14 protein-coding genes and 2 pseudogenes are annotated in these 13172 nt (G+C 70.7%); 11 read left to right on the plus strand and 5 right to left on the minus strand.

Annotated features, from left to right (window positions below; genetic code table 11):
- A partial coding sequence (locus VXC91_RS21565; protein ID WP_329508942.1) for a transglycosylase SLT domain-containing protein occupies nucleotides 1-386 on the plus strand: 386 nt, incomplete at its 5' end.
- Nucleotides 387-471: 85 nt separating this feature from the next.
- On the opposite strand, the gene VXC91_RS21570 is transcribed toward VXC91_RS21565, so the two are convergent.
- A complete protein-coding gene (locus VXC91_RS21570) occupies nucleotides 472-2070 on the minus strand; it encodes an alpha/beta hydrolase (RefSeq protein WP_329508973.1) in 1599 nt (532 codons plus the stop codon).
- 960 nt (nucleotides 2071-3030) lie between these two features.
- Nucleotides 3031-3306 (minus strand): type II toxin-antitoxin system Phd/YefM family antitoxin, encoded by a 276-nt coding sequence (locus VXC91_RS21575; protein ID WP_329508943.1) that lies wholly within the window; start codon nucleotides 3304-3306, stop codon nucleotides 3031-3033.
- 256 nt (nucleotides 3307-3562) lie between these two features.
- On the opposite strand from VXC91_RS21575, the gene VXC91_RS21580 reads away from it, so the two are divergent.
- The 4 genes from VXC91_RS21580 (at nucleotide 3563) to VXC91_RS21595 (ending at nucleotide 6176) form a co-directional block, all read left to right on the plus strand.
- Nucleotides 3563-4198 carry an ATP-dependent Clp protease proteolytic subunit gene (locus VXC91_RS21580; RefSeq protein WP_329508944.1) on the plus strand — a complete coding sequence of 212 codons (636 nt, stop codon included), beginning with the start codon at nucleotides 3563-3565 and terminating at the stop codon, nucleotides 4196-4198.
- 7 nt (nucleotides 4199-4205) lie between these two features.
- The gene (locus VXC91_RS21585; RefSeq protein ID WP_329508945.1) at nucleotides 4206-4511 is read left to right on the plus strand and encodes a hypothetical protein; all 306 of its coding nucleotides are present in this window, start codon (nucleotides 4206-4208) and stop codon (nucleotides 4509-4511) included.
- A 573-nt stretch (nucleotides 4512-5084) separates the two neighbouring features.
- The gene (locus VXC91_RS21590) at nucleotides 5085-5558 is read left to right on the plus strand and encodes a C40 family peptidase (RefSeq protein WP_329508946.1); all 474 of its coding nucleotides are present in this window, start codon (nucleotides 5085-5087) and stop codon (nucleotides 5556-5558) included.
- 81 nt (nucleotides 5559-5639) lie between these two features.
- Nucleotides 5640-6176, plus strand: coding sequence for a DUF6328 family protein (locus tag VXC91_RS21595; protein WP_329508947.1), 537 nt, complete (start codon nucleotides 5640-5642; stop codon nucleotides 6174-6176).
- Here VXC91_RS21595 and VXC91_RS21600 read toward each other — a convergent pair.
- Nucleotides 6115-6302 (minus strand): annotated as a pseudogene (locus VXC91_RS21600) (LysE family transporter); the annotation flags it as partial. The gene VXC91_RS21595 and the pseudogene VXC91_RS21600 sit on opposite strands and share 62 nt — an antisense overlap.
- 89 nt (nucleotides 6303-6391) lie before the next feature.
- On the opposite strand from VXC91_RS21600, the pseudogene VXC91_RS21605 reads away from it, so the two are divergent.
- A pseudogene (locus tag VXC91_RS21605) lies at nucleotides 6392-6697 on the plus strand (LysR family transcriptional regulator substrate-binding protein); the annotation flags it as partial.
- A 64-nt stretch (nucleotides 6698-6761) separates the two neighbouring features.
- Here the strand turns inward: VXC91_RS21605 and VXC91_RS21610 are convergent.
- A complete protein-coding gene (locus tag VXC91_RS21610) occupies nucleotides 6762-7220 on the minus strand; it encodes an ATP-binding protein (RefSeq protein ID WP_329508948.1) in 459 nt (152 codons plus the stop codon).
- A gap of 249 nt (nucleotides 7221-7469) precedes the next feature.
- On the opposite strand from VXC91_RS21610, the gene VXC91_RS21615 reads away from it, so the two are divergent.
- Both VXC91_RS21615 and VXC91_RS21620 read left to right on the plus strand, forming a co-directional pair.
- Nucleotides 7470-8330: a helix-turn-helix domain-containing protein gene (locus tag VXC91_RS21615; protein ID WP_329508949.1), complete on the plus strand. Its 861-nt coding sequence runs from the start codon at nucleotides 7470-7472 to the stop codon at nucleotides 8328-8330.
- A 9-nt stretch (nucleotides 8331-8339) separates the two neighbouring features.
- Entirely contained in the window at nucleotides 8340-8564 is a 225-nt protein-coding gene (locus VXC91_RS21620; protein WP_329508950.1) for a DUF397 domain-containing protein, read from the plus strand.
- A 142-nt stretch (nucleotides 8565-8706) separates the two neighbouring features.
- Here the strand turns inward: VXC91_RS21620 and VXC91_RS21625 are convergent, their stop codons facing one another.
- Nucleotides 8707-9834, minus strand: a complete 1128-nt coding sequence (locus tag VXC91_RS21625) for an 8-amino-7-oxononanoate synthase (RefSeq protein ID WP_329508951.1) — start codon at nucleotides 9832-9834, stop codon at nucleotides 8707-8709.
- A gap of 147 nt (nucleotides 9835-9981) precedes the next feature.
- Between VXC91_RS21625 and bioB the strand changes: the two genes are divergently transcribed.
- Genes bioB through bioD form a run of 3 tightly spaced genes read left to right on the plus strand, consistent with a single transcriptional unit; the run spans nucleotide 9982 to nucleotide 13160 of the window.
- A complete protein-coding gene (gene bioB, locus VXC91_RS21630; RefSeq protein ID WP_329508952.1) occupies nucleotides 9982-11169 on the plus strand; it encodes a biotin synthase BioB in 1188 nt (395 codons plus the stop codon).
- Complete coding sequence (locus tag VXC91_RS21635) at nucleotides 11162-12442, plus strand: adenosylmethionine--8-amino-7-oxononanoate transaminase (protein ID WP_329508953.1); 1281 nt, start codon at nucleotides 11162-11164, stop codon at nucleotides 12440-12442. The genes bioB and VXC91_RS21635 overlap by 8 nt, the downstream gene beginning before the upstream one ends.
- Before the next feature lies 1 nt (nucleotide 12443).
- Nucleotides 12444-13160: a dethiobiotin synthase gene (gene bioD, locus VXC91_RS21640; RefSeq protein WP_329508954.1), complete on the plus strand. Its 717-nt coding sequence runs from the start codon at nucleotides 12444-12446 to the stop codon at nucleotides 13158-13160.
- The last annotated feature ends 12 nt before the right edge of the window (nucleotides 13161-13172 follow it).

A 13172-nucleotide genomic window follows, 5' to 3' on the forward strand; every position in this document is an offset into this window, starting at 1 on the left:
CCAAGGCCGCCACCCCGGCCAAGGCCGCGACCCCGGCCAAGGCCGCGACCCCGGCCAAGACCTACGCCAACAACCTGGACGGCTGGATCAGGGAGTCGCTTGCGGTCATGGCGAAGCACGGCATCCCGGGGTCCTACAACGGCATCTACCGCAACGTCATGCGTGAGTCCTCCGGCAACCCCAGGGCCATCAACCTGTGGGACTCCAACGCCGCCGCCGGCATACCCTCCAAGGGCCTGCTGCAGACGATCCAGCCCACGTTCAACGCGTACCACGTGCCCGGAACCTCGTGGGACATCTACGACCCGGTCGCCAACATCACCGCCGCGTGCAACTACGCGTACCACCGCTACGGCTCGATCGACAACGTCAACGGTCCCTACTGACACTCCTCCCGGTGCGCCTGACGGCGCCGTGAGGAACGACGAGGGGGTGGCCGGAGTCCGGCCACCCCCTCGCGTCATTTCACGGCTAAGGCTGCGGAGTGGCGTGCGGCGTGCACGTCACGTCGGAGCGGTCCGTCTTGCCGGTGAGCAGGTAGGTGTCCACCCGGCTGTTGATGCACGGGTTGACCAGACCGGTCACACCGTGGGAGCCCGCGCCCTTCTCGATGATCAGGCGAGAGCCCTTGAAACGCTGGTGCAGCTCGACCGCGCCCTCGAACGGTGTCGCGGCGTCGCGGGTGGACTGCACGATCAGCACGGTCGGCAGGCCCTTGCCGGTCTTCACGTTCAGCGGGGTCTGCTGCTTGACCGGCCACGTGGCGCACGGCAGGTTCAGCCATGCGTTGGCCCACGTCATGAACGGGTAGTCCTTGTTCAGCCGGGTGTTGTCCCGGTCCCACTTCTGCCAGCTCGTGGGCCACTTGGCGTCGGTGCACTCGACGGCCGTGTAGACCGAGTTGCCGTTCTCCGCGGCGATGTTGCCCGCCGTGTCCGAGAGGTCGGGCGCGGCCGCGTCCACGAGGGCCTGGGTGTCACCGGCGACATACTTGCTGAGGACGGTCGCGACCGGCACCCACGCGGAGTCGTAGTAAGGGGCGCTCTGGAAGAAGGAGATCAGCTCGGCCGGGCCGACGACGCCACCGATCGGTTGCTTCTTCGCCGTGGCGCGCAGGGTGAGCCACTTCGCCTGCACCGCGGCACGCGTGGTGCCGAGGTGGAAGGAGGCGTCGTTCGCCGCGACCCAGTCCTCCCAGTCCTTCCAGCGGCCCTCGAACGCCACGTCCTGGTCGAGGTTGGCCTCGTACCAGATCTTCTCGCGCGACGGGTTGACCACGCTGTCGACGACCATGCGGCGAAGGTGGCCCGGGAAAAGCGTGCCGTAGACGGCGCCTATGTACGTCCCGTAGGAGACGCCCAGGTAGTTGAGCTTCTTCTCCCCCAGCGCGGCACGGATGACGTCCAGGTCGCGCACGGTGTTGGGCGTGGTCATCTGCTGCAGCATCGCGCGGCCGCTGCGCTCGAGGCATCCCTCCGCGTACTCGCGGGCGAGCTTGCGCTGGGCGAGCTTGTCCGCCTCGGTGTCGGGGACCGGGTCCGCCTTGGGTGCCTTGACGAACTCCTGCGGGTCCGCGCACGAGATGGGCGCCGAGTGGCCGACACCGCGCGGGTCGAAGCCGACGAAGTCGTAGGCCTTCGACACGTTGGCCCAGATCGGGTTCTTGCTGGTCACCCGGGTGGGGAAGCGCAGCCCCGAGCCGCCGGGGCCGCCCGGGTTGTAGACGAGGGCGCCCTGGCGCTCCTCCTTGGTGCCCGTGTTCCCGATACGGTCGACGGCGAGCTTGATCTGCTTGCCGTCCGGGTGGGCGTAGTCGAGTGGAACGGTGACCCAACCGCACTGGATGGGTTTCGCCAGACCCCAGTCGGCCGGGCAGTCCTGCCAGTCGATCCCGGTCATGGCGGCGCGCTCCGCGGCGACCGCGGCCCCGCGCGCTTCCCGGTCCTGGCCGTGGCGCGTGTCGGCGGTGGCCGACGGTGCCACCACGGCGCCGGCTATCAGCGTCGCCGTGACGAGCGCCCCCGCGGAACCGAGCGCGGTGACGCGTCTCGTCGGTCTGATTCCCCTCAAGTGGGACCTCCCCCTCCAAGGTTGCCTATGGGTACGGGGATCCTTCCGGCTGTGAGGTCCCTGAGAACAGGGGGCGCTTGACTTTCTTTGCCAATCCGATAACCGGTACGTCACTCTCCGTTGAGCGGAGAGGCCCACTCGACTCAGGTCGCGCAACGCCTCGTCCAGGATGCGGCGCAGGCGCGGCGCGTCGGGCGCGACCGCGGTGACGAGCACGGCGGGTCCGGCCGGCGGGCACAACGCGGCACGCTCCCCGAGCGGCCGCGCCGCAATCGGCATGCGGCTGAACTCGAGGCGCGTCAGGATGAGTTGGCTGAGGGCCCGATGTCCGGTCAGCACGGTGGGCCCGTCCCGTCCACCGGGGCGCCGGGCCCTCAAGACCACCTCCTGGTCGAGCGGCGGCCACCCCTGCGGACGTACGGCGAGATGGCCGGCGAGCCGCCGGGCGCCGCCCGCCACCTCCACCTCGACCGTGAAGTGGTCCCCGTCGAGCGGTCCGCTCATCGCGCCGACGAGCATGACGCGCACCACGTCCCCGCTCGCGCGAGTACGGCGCACGGCGAGTGGCCCTTCTCCCGCCGGCACCGGAAGGGACGTGCCGACCCGGCCGTTCCCCCCGGGCCACGATCCGCACCGTGGCCCGAACCCCCGCGGCCACGCCGTCCATGCGGCCAGTTGAGCCCGCACCGGGTCGGCGACGGCGGTGACACCCGCCTCGGTGCGCAGCGACCCCTCGTCGAGCACCCGGTGTGCCGCCCGGACAGCCTGGTCGGCGATCCGGTCCGCCTCGGGCGCCGGCCGCGCCGGCACAGCCCTGGCCTCGAAGGGGACCGCACTCAGCAGCCGCACCGTCGCGGTCGCCGGTCCACTCACGCACGCGTACGCCGCGCAGTGTGCCGCGGCGAGTGCCCCGAGCCCGCGGGCGCCGGCGACCGGGTCGGTCCCCTGACCACCCCGCGGTCAGGACGCGCCGTGCCCCCGGTGCTCGGCGGCGATGCCGAACCGGCTCCGCTCGCGCGGAGCCGAGGAGACCTCGCGGACGCTGGAGACCGAGCTGATCACCTGCTCCTCGTCGGCGTCCAGCGCGGCGAGCCGCTCGAGGTCGGCGGCGGACACCAGGGCGACGAGAGGCTTGCCGTGCCGCGTCACGACGACACGCTCGCCGCCGTACACCACACGGTTGATCAGATCGGCGAGTTCAGCCCTGGCTTGCGTCACCGAAATCTCGTAGGCCATGTGGTCCAGCTTAGACGGAGGCCCTGACCGGCCTCTCCCGGCGGAAGATCCCGTTCTGCCCCCACGGGAGGCGTCCTCCTCCTACGGCCCGTTTCCGGCCCCCACTTGAGTCCGTACATGACAAATTCGCCGGCTCCAGCCCCAGGGTTCGCCCGGACCCCGGGCGCCGCCGTTTTCGCTCTCAGCGAGCTCCCGGGCTGAGGCCATGTACGTCCTGTACATTTTTTACAGAAGCCATCCCGAGGAGGCGCGTGCCATGAACCGACCGACCGCCCGCTCAGTCCTGCCCGAGTTCACCGAGCGCACCGGCTACGGGCAGCGGACCCTCGATCCGTACTCGAAGCTGCTGGACGAGCGGATCGTGTTCCTCGGGACGCCGGTCGACGACACCTCGGCCAACGACGTGATGGCGCAGTTCATGCATCTCGAATATCTGGACCCGGACCGGGACATCTCGCTGTACATCAACTCCCCCGGCGGCTCGTTCAGCGCGATGACCGCCATCTACGACACGATGCAGTACGTCAGTTGTGACGTGGAGACCGTCTGCCTCGGTCAGGCGGCATCCGCCGCGGCCGTTCTGCTCGCGGGCGGCGCGCCGGGCAAGCGGTTCGCACTGCCGGGCGCACGGGTGCTGATCCACCAACCGTCCCTGCCGGAGCCCGTCCAGGGGCAGGCCACGGATCTGGCCATCCAGGCCGCAGAGTTGACGCGTACCCGCAATCAACTGGAGGAGATGCTCGTACGGCATACCGGCCAGAGTCCGGAACGCGTCGCCCTCGACATCGAGCGGGACAAGATCTTCGACGCGCCGGGGGCCGTGGAGTACGGACTGGTCGACGACATCATCGCGAGCCGCAAGGCGCCCCGCACCGCGCCCGGCGCGAGGTGACCCGCCGATGCTGCCCCCCGAACTTCCTCCGTTGCCCGCACTGACACGTGCCGAGGCCGAGTTGATCGACCGTTACCTCGATGTGGCCGATCTGCTCGGCCGCATCAACCCGGTGCACTCCGGCGACACATATCGCGGACTGCGAGCCGCCCAGGCCCTGGTGAGCAAGGCGGCGGCGCTGCGCGAGGCACTGGCGCTCATGCACCAGCGAGGGGAGAACGAGTTGCACGGGCCCACCCTCGCCCGGGCCCTTCGTGTCCTCGACGGCGAACGCCGCACCGCCCGCGTCGCGGTGCCACCCGGCGGGGATTGACGCAGTGTGACCGTCCCACCTGGGCCCGGCAGTTGCGGCGGGCGGTCGGACTCACGGCGCGTTTCGGGGATCCGGCCGTCCACCCGCGGTTCAAACGAACCAAATGGTGTACCCCTGGTTGGAGTAGACGCCCCTGCCCCGAAGGGTCCGGGAAGATCGAGCAACGCACATAGCCTCAATGCGGAATGATGCGCTCCGATGCAGGTCCGGGCCTCGCCCGTCCCCCCAACGGCCCCCGAACGCGGGGCTGTCCAGCCGAACGAGTGAGTGGTGAGTACGGCCGCAAACCCCCCGATTTCATTGTGATTTTCCGACGCTCGTGCGTGAGGATCCCTTCCTGACGACAAGCCCCCGCCACCCGCGGCGGGGCGGTCCGGGCGGACGCCGAGTCCTGCCGCCGCCCGGATGACCGGTCGACAGGAGTGGATCGGCAGGAGTGGAGGACCCGGCAAGGCGGGCCGCCGGAGCGAGAGCCGGACGGTCCTTGGGGTGAAGCCGCGCGAGCGGCCGGGCTACTTCGCCAGCCCGAATCCGACAGGTCATCCTTCACAGGCGGCTGACGAAGGGTTGCGCATGACTGCGCTCAATCGTGTCCCGTCACTGCTGACCCGGGCCGGCACAGCCTCGGCCCTCACCCTGGCCGCCGTCGGCGGCAGCATCGCGGTCCCCGGCCTCAGCGCCGACGCCGCCGCCGCGACCCTGGCAACGAAGGCGCTCAAGGTCGTGGCGGCCAAAAAGGGTGCCCCCTACCAGTACGGCGCCACCGGGCCGCGCCGCTTCGACTGCTCGGGGCTCATGCTCTACGCGTTCAAGAAGGCCGGCAAGAGGCTGCCCCGGACGGCCGCGGCACAGTACAACAAAACGCACCACGTCCCCGCCTCCCGGCGCAGGGCGGGAGACCTGGTGTTCTTCCACTCGGGTCGGTACGTCTACCACGTCGGCATCTATGCCGGGAAGGGGAAGATCTGGCACTCACCGAAGACCGGTGACGTCGTGAGGCTCCAGAAGATCTGGACGAAGCGCGTGTGGTACGGACGCGTCAGCTGACCACCTCCGGACCGCCTCACACGCGACACGCCGTCACCCCGTCCCGCGCGTGAGGCGGTCCGGAGCGGTTACTCGTTCACCATGGCCGACCGACCCCCTCACGACGAACGGAACGAAACGCCGCTGGAGCGCGCCGATCGCAACTTCACCGAACTGCTGCAGGAGCTGCGTGTCATCCAGGCCGGGGTGCAGATCCTCTTCGCCTTTCTGCTCACCCTGGCCTTCACCCCGCGCTTCCCCTCCCTCGACACGGCCCAGCGCGCCGCCTACGTCAGTAGGCTCCTGCTCTCCATGCTGGCCGCGGCCCTGTTCATGGCACCCGCCGCGCTGCACCGCACGCTGTTCCAGCAGAACGTCAAGCCGGCCATCGTGCGGATCTCGTCCCGTCTGGCCGCCGTGGGCATGGTGGTCCTGACGCTCGCGTTCACGGGGTCGGTCCTGCTGGTGGTGGACGTGTCCCTCGGTCACACCGCCGGTATCGCGGCCTCGGCGGGGACCTTCGTGGTCTGCGCAGGTCTGTGGCGCGCCCTCCCGCGGTTGGTCCAGCGGGCCGTCGTCAGCTCACCAGCGGCTCCAGAACGAGCAGCAGGCCGAGAGCGGTCAGAGCACTCCCCATGACTGCTTGCAGCGCTCGTGCGCTGCGCGGGCTGCGCAGCCACCGGCCGAACGGTCCACCAGCAGCGCGACCACCGGGAACCACACCAGTGCGAGCACGAGGACGACCAGGGCGAGCACCAGCGTCCGCCTGCCGCGGTGGGACGGCGGAGCGCGGGCACGGCCACCAGCACCGTGGCGCCCCCGGCGACCGCCGCGTGGTGTGGATCAGCAGCCCAAGCATGGCCCCGCGGCACCCGGCCAGGCAGGGCGTGGAGGCCGCGCTCGCCGCCGCCGGGGCCACGGCGTCGGTGGTGGTGGAGACGCCGGGATACGCCGTGGTGTGCGCCCTGGTCAGTGCGGGGCTGGGGATCGCGGTGGTGCCGGAGATGGTGGCCAGGACCGCGGCGACCCCGCTGGGGTGGCGCCCCCTGGAACCGGGCACTCTGCGCCGAACGATCTCGGTCGCCTACCGTGGCGACGAGGCGGCGCCCGCGGCCGACGCCTTCCGTGCCCTGCTGCGCGGCGCTTTCGGCCGGGCGGCACGACACGTCCGAGGGGTGATGCGGCTGGGCGCGCAGGCGGGCCCGGGCTCGGCCCATCGTCGTGTCAAGGCTCCTGCTGGCCGACGGCCGTGACCGACTCCACCGGTGTGGCCCACGGCAGTTCGATCGCGACTGTCTTGCCGCCCTCCCGCGTGGGCCGCACGGTGAGCTTGCCGCCGTGCTCCGCGGTCAGCCATCGGATGATCACCATGCCGCGGCCGTTGTCCTGTTGCACGGCCGCGGGCAGACGCTTGGGGAAGCGCGGATGGCTGTCGGTGACACCGACATGCAGTGACTCGTCCCTGTCCAGCACGATGTCCACGGTGAACGTCGGTGACTGCCCCAAGGTGTGCTGCACCACGTTGGTGGCGAGTTCTGACACGATCAGGCGTACGGTGTGGGCGACCTCCGTATCGCTCGGGAGGCCCCATTCGGCGAGGACACTCGAAACGTATTGTCGGGCGGCGGCGACCGAGGCGGGATCGCTCGGCAGAGTGACGGATGCTTCCTGATGGTCTGCCATGGCGACGTCGTCCCTTTCCCTCGGGACCGGAGTCCGACACGGAGCGGTTGGTTCAGTAACGGTCCCGGACTTGGTGCTGCGCGCCAGACTGCCATCACCAGGGCGCTGTCGGGTGCCATCCCTCGAGATATGCATATATCTGTCGCCCAAAGCGGTGAACTCTCCGACGACCGACCGTATTTGGGCGGGCCCCGGGCGCATCCTCTACCGTCGCCGTGAAAACCACGCGCCATGCGGAGGGAGTCGGCCATGCAGTATGGACCTGCGGTGCGCCGTCGCAAACTCGGCACCGAATTACGCGCCCTGCGCACGGGGGCGGGGCTCACCAGTGGTGAGGCCGCGGCCCTCGTCGGCTGGCACCAGTCGAAGGTGAGCCGGATCGAGACGGGCGCCAGCGGGGTCAAACCGACGGACGTGCGTCTGCTGCTGGACGCGTACGGCGCCGAGGACCCCGAACTGCGCGAACTGCTGCTCGTGCTGGCCGGTTCCGAGGACGGCGGCGGGCGGCAGAACTGGTGGCACGCGTACCGGGGTGTACTGCCGCCGACCTACCGCGATTTCATCAGCCTGGAGTCACAGGCGAGTGGGATGCGCACGCTGGAGACCTCGGTGATGCCGGGGCTGCTGCAGACGCCCGAGTACGCGCGCGCCGTCACCCGGGCCGCTGTGGGCGCCCTGGAGGACGCCAAGCTGAACGCCCTGGTGGAGGTGCGGCTGGCGCGCCAGGACGTGCTGCGCGCGGATCCCCCGCTCGAGCTGTGTGCCGTCCTGGACGAGGCGGTGCTGCGCCGGGTGGTCGGCGGGCCGCAGGTGATGGCTCGCCAGTTGCAGCGGCTCCTGGACGCGGCCGATCTGCCTCAGGTACGGCTCCAGGTCCTGCCGTTCGCCGCCGGGGCGCACATCGGCGTCACCGGACCTTTTGTTATCTTCTCATTTTCGAACACATCCGATCTGGATGTGGTAGTTCTCGACCACTTGACGAGTAGCCTCTACCTCGAGCGGAAAGAAGACCTCCAGGCCTACAGCGAGGCCTTCGATGCCCTTCAGATCCACGCCCTTTCGCCCGAGGACTCGTTGGATTACATCGCCGCGTTGGCCGGCGAAGCATAAGGAGGCACCATGTCAGCACTGCCTCGGCACATCCCTGCCAGTACCTCCCTGCACGGCGTGCGGTGGCTGCGCAGCAGCCGCAGTACGGGAATGAACAACTGCGTGGAGACCGCCCGACCGGGCCCCGGGCCCTGGCGGGGACTGGTGGCCGTGCGCGACTCGAAGAACATCACCGGCCCCGCCCTGCTGTTCGCTCCCGACTCCTGGGAGGAGTTTCTGACCGGTCTGAACTGATCACTTCGAAGCAACTCGGTCGCATATCAGCCAATTTTCAGCTGATTTCCGAGTCACTTCCGTAGCGACCACTCCCTGACGACCGCGTACGACTCCGTACGCATCACCCGTACGACGCGCGATGCACGACCGTTTCGCCGACTCACGGCCGCGTCTCGCCGATCACACGTACGGCGTGCTCGACCTGCCCGTCGCTGAGGTCGGCACGAGCGGTCAGACGCAGCCGTGAGATGCCGTCGGGCACCGACGGTGGGCGGAAACACCCGACGGCGAGCCCCGCCGAACGGCAGTCCGCCGCCCACCGTACGGCCTGTTCGGGGGAGGGTGCCCGCACGGAGACCACGGCGGCGTCCGGCCGCACCGCCTCGTGGCCCTCGGCCGTGAGACGGGCGTGGAGTGCCGTCGCCACCGCGCGGGCCCGTGCGGCGCGCTCGGGCTCGCGGCGCAGCAGACGCAGCGCCGCGAGTGCCGCACCCGCCGCTGCCGGTGCGAGCCCGGTGTCGAAGATGAAGGTCCGTGCCGCGTTGACCAGATGGTCGATCACATGCGCGGGCCCGAGGACGGCACCGCCCTGGCTGCCCAGCGACTTCGACAGTGTCACCGTCACCACCACGCCCGGTGCCCCCGCGAGGCCCGCCGCGTGCAGGGCGCCCCGGCCGCCGGTGCCGAGCACCCCGAGACCGTGGGCGTCGTCCATGATGAGCCCGGCGTCGAACTCGCGGCAGACGACGGCCAGTTCGGCGAGGGGAGCCGCATCGCCGTCGACCGAGAACACGGTGTCGGAGACCGCGACGGCAGGCCTGCGACGGGTGTCGAGCGCCTTGCGGAACGCCTGGGGGTCGGCGTGCGCGACGACCTGGGTGGTGCCGTGCGCGAGCCGGCAGCCGTCGATGAGCGAGGCGTGGTTGCCCGAATCGGAGACGATCAGGGAGCCGTGCGGCGCGAGCGCGGTGACCGCCGCGAGGTTGGCCGCGTACCCGGAGGAGAAGACGAGGGCCGCCTCGAAGCCGCAGAACTCCGCCAGCTCGCGCTCCAGATCGCCGTGCAGCTCGGTGGTACCGGTGACGAGCCGGGAGCCGGTCGAGCCGCCGCCCCACACCCGGGCCGCCTCTGCCGCGGCCTCGGTGATCTCCGGGTGGCGGGCCAGGCCCAGATAGTCGTTGCTCGCGAGGTCGAGGAGCGGCGAGTCGGCGGCGCGGGGGCGCAGAGTGCGCACGAGCCCGGTCCGGCGGCGTGCCCGCGCCTGCTCGTCGATCCAGCCGAACGCCATGGGCCCTCCGGGTCTTTTGTAGGCAGTGCACAGACACTAGCGGGACGACCGGCCGCCCAGGATGTGGCAATACCCACACGTCGAACGGCGTCTGTTGTGCAAACTCTCCTTGGCCCGGACCCCTCCCGTAGGACAGGATCGGCTCTCATGGACCTGCTGAACACGCTGGTGGACAAGGGGCTGCGGCGCGAGATGCCGACCCGCGAGGAGGCTCTGGCCGTCCTCGCCACTTCCGACGACGACGTGCTCGATGTGGTGGCCGCGGCCGGCAGGGTGCGCCGTCACTGGTTCGGCCGACGGGTGAAACTCAACTATCTCGTCAACCTCAAGTCCGGCCTGTGCCCGGAGGATTGCTCCTACTGTTCCCAGCGGCTCGGTTCGAAGGCCGGCATCCTCAAGTACACCTGGCTCAAGCCGGACGAGGCCTCCCGGGCCGCGGCGGCCGGTGTCGCGGGCGGGGCCAAACGGGTGTGCCTGGTGGCGAGCGGCCGCGGACCCACCGACCGGGACGTGGACCGGGTCTCCGACACCATCAAGACCATCAAGGAGCAGAACGAGGGTGTCGAGGTGTGCGCCTGCCTCGGCCTGCTCTCCGACGGCCAGGCCGACCGGCTGCGCGCGGCCGGCGCCGACGCCTACAACCACAACCTCAACACCTCTGAGGCGGCGTACGGGGACATCACCACCACCCACACCTACGCCGACCGCGTCGACACGGTCCACAAGGCGCACGCCGCCGGCCTGTCGGCCTGCTCCGGGCTGATCGCCGGCATGGGCGAGAGCGACGAGGACCTGGTCGACGTCGTGTTAGCGCTGCGGGAGCTGGACCCCGACTCGGTACCGGTCAACTTCCTGATCCCGTTCGAGGGCACCCCGCTCGCCAAGGAGTGGAACCTCACCCCGCAGCGGTGTCTGCGGATCCTGGCGATGGTGCGGTTCGTGTGCCCCGACGTGGAGGTGCGTATCGCGGGTGGCCGCGAGGTCCACCTCCGCACACTCCAGCCGTTGGCCCTGCATCTGGCCAACTCCGTCTTCCTGGGCGACTACCTGACCAGCGAGGGCCAGGCTGGCCGGGCCGACCTGGAGATGATCGCGGACGCCGGGTTCGAGGTGGAGGGCACCGACCGGCTGACGCTGCCCGAACACCGCGTGTCCGGTGGCTGCGGATCCCATGAGAGCGCCGGATGCGGGTCCCGCGAGGGCGTAGGGTGCGGGTCCCATGAGGAAGGCGGTGCCGGTGGTGCCTCCTCCGCGCCGCATGTCGGCGAACGCCGTACGGACCTCGTCGCCGTTCGCCGCCGTGGCGCGGGAACGGATCTCGCGCCCAATGCCTGACCTCTCCATGGACGAGTTGCTGGCGCTCGACCGCCGGCACGTCTGGCACCCGTACGGTCCCATGCCCGGCCGGCAGGAGCCACTCGTCGTGGAGTCGGCGAGCGGAGTGCGCCTGCGTCTGGCCGAGGGCTCCGGGGAACTGGTCGACGGCATGTCGTCGTGGTGGTCGGCCATCCACGGCTACAACCACCCGGTGCTGAACGAGGCCGCGCGCGAGCAGTTGACGCGGATGAGTCATGTGATGTTCGGCGGGCTCACCCATGAGCCCGCCGTCCGGCTGGCGAAGCTCCTTGTCGACATGTCGCCCGACGGTCTCGAGCACGTGTTCCTCGCGGACTCCGGGTCCGTCTCAGTCGAGGTCGCGGTCAAGATGTGTCTGCAGTACTGGCGTTCGCTCGGACGGCCCGCCAAGCAGCGGCTGCTGACGTGGCGCGGCGGCTACCACGGCGACACCTGGCATCCGATGTCCGTGTGCGACCCCGAGGGCGGGATGCACGAGCTGTGGCGGGGCGTGCTGCCCCGGCAGCTCTTCACCCAGGCCCCGCCCGCCGGCTACGAGGAGTCGTACGCGGACCTGTTGCGCGCGACGATCGCAACCCACGCGGACGAACTGGCCGCGGTGATCGTCGAGCCCGTGGTGCAGGGCGCGGGCGGCATGCGGTTCCACTCCCCCGCGTATCTGCGGGTGCTGCGCGAGGCGTGCGACGCGCACGACGTCCTGCTGGTGTTCGACGAGATCGCCACCGGGTTCGGGCGCACGGGCGCGCTGTTCGCCGCGGACCACGCGGGGGTGACCCCGGACGTGATGTGCGTGGGCAAGGCCCTGACCGGCGGCTACCTGACCCTGGCCGCGACGCTCTGCACCCCGCGGGTGGCCGAGGGGATCTCCCGCGGGAAGGTACCGGTGCTCGCGCACGGACCCACGTTCATGGGCAACCCGCTGGCGGCCGCCGTGGCCTGCGCCTCGATCGGGTTGCTGCTCGGCCGGGACTGGCAGTCGGAGGTCAAGCGGATCGAGACGGGCCTCAGAGAGGGGCTCGCGGAGGCGGCGGCGCTTCCGGGCGTGCGCGACGTGCGGATACTCGGCGCCATCGGGGTCGTCCAGCTCGACCACGAGGTGGACGTGGCGGCGGCCACACGGGCGGCGGTGCGGGAGGGCGTGTGGCTGCGCCCGTTCCGCGACCTCGTCTATGCGATGCCCCCGTATGTCACGGGCGACGCGGACGTGGCACGGATCGCGCGCGGGATGTGCGCGGCGGCACGGGAAGGCTGAGATGTCGGTACTGGTGATCACGGGAACCGGCACGGAGGTCGGCAAGACGGTGACCACGGCGGCCGTGGCGGCGATCGCCGTCGCCACGGGGCGGTCGGTGGCCGTCCTCAAACCTGCGCAGACGGGGGTACGGCCCGACGAGCGCGGGGACGCCGACGAGGTGGCCCGGCTCTCCGGCGCCGTGACGACCCGGGAACTCGCCCGGTATCCCGAACCGTTGGCCCCGGCGACCGCGGCACGACGGGCGGGGATGAGGCCCGTAGGACCGCAGGAGGTGGCGGAGGCGTCCGCCGAACTCGCCGCCGGGCACGACCTCGTGCTCGTCGAGGGGGCCGGCGGACTGCTCGTGCGGTTCGACGACGAGGGCGGGACTCTGGCGGACGCGGCCCGGCTGCTGGCCGCGCCGGTGCTGGTGGTCGCCGCGGCGGGTCTCGGCACGCTGAACTCCACCGAGCTGACGGCTCGCGAACTGCGGCAGCGGGGGCTCGAGTTGGCGGGTGTCGTCATCGGCAGCTGGCCCGCCGAGGCCGATCTCGCGTCGCGGTGCAACCTCGCGGACCTCCCGGTGGTGAGCAAGTCCCCGCTGCTCGGTGCGCTCCCCGCCGGAGCGGGGGCGCACGCACCCGCCGACTTCCGTGCCGCGGCACCCGGGTGGCTGGCGCCGCGGTTGGGCGGGACATGGAACGCAGAGGCGTTCACCTCGGCGTTCGCGTCATAGCCACGGTCGGCG

The sequence above is a fragment of the Streptomyces chiangmaiensis genome (genome assembly GCF_036281785.1).
Classification (GTDB): Bacteria; Actinomycetota; Actinomycetes; order Streptomycetales; family Streptomycetaceae; genus Streptomyces; species Streptomyces chiangmaiensis.

Excerpts from the sequence above, each read along its gene's own strand:
- VXC91_RS21620 (WP_329508950.1), top strand. The coding sequence starts at position 8,340 with ATGTCAGCACTGCCTCGGCACATCCCTGCCAGTACCTCCCTGCACGGC.
- VXC91_RS21610 (WP_329508948.1), bottom strand. The coding sequence starts at position 7,220 with ATGGCAGACCATCAGGAAGCATCCGTCACTCTGCCGAGCGATCCCGCC.
- VXC91_RS21580 (WP_329508944.1), top strand. The coding sequence starts at position 3,563 with ATGAACCGACCGACCGCCCGCTCAGTCCTGCCCGAGTTCACCGAGCGC.
- VXC91_RS21595 (WP_329508947.1), top strand. The coding sequence starts at position 5,640 with ATGGCCGACCGACCCCCTCACGACGAACGGAACGAAACGCCGCTGGAG.
- VXC91_RS21590 (WP_329508946.1), top strand. The coding sequence starts at position 5,085 with ATGACTGCGCTCAATCGTGTCCCGTCACTGCTGACCCGGGCCGGCACA.
- VXC91_RS21615 (WP_329508949.1), top strand. The coding sequence starts at position 7,470 with ATGCAGTATGGACCTGCGGTGCGCCGTCGCAAACTCGGCACCGAATTA.
- VXC91_RS21635 (WP_329508953.1), top strand. The coding sequence starts at position 11,162 with ATGCCTGACCTCTCCATGGACGAGTTGCTGGCGCTCGACCGCCGGCAC.
- VXC91_RS21575 (WP_329508943.1), bottom strand. The coding sequence starts at position 3,306 with ATGGCCTACGAGATTTCGGTGACGCAAGCCAGGGCTGAACTCGCCGAT.
- bioB (WP_329508952.1), top strand. The coding sequence starts at position 9,982 with ATGGACCTGCTGAACACGCTGGTGGACAAGGGGCTGCGGCGCGAGATG.
- bioD (WP_329508954.1), top strand. The coding sequence starts at position 12,444 with ATGTCGGTACTGGTGATCACGGGAACCGGCACGGAGGTCGGCAAGACG.
- VXC91_RS21625 (WP_329508951.1), bottom strand. The coding sequence starts at position 9,834 with ATGGCGTTCGGCTGGATCGACGAGCAGGCGCGGGCACGCCGCCGGACC.
- VXC91_RS21585 (WP_329508945.1), top strand. The coding sequence starts at position 4,206 with ATGCTGCCCCCCGAACTTCCTCCGTTGCCCGCACTGACACGTGCCGAG.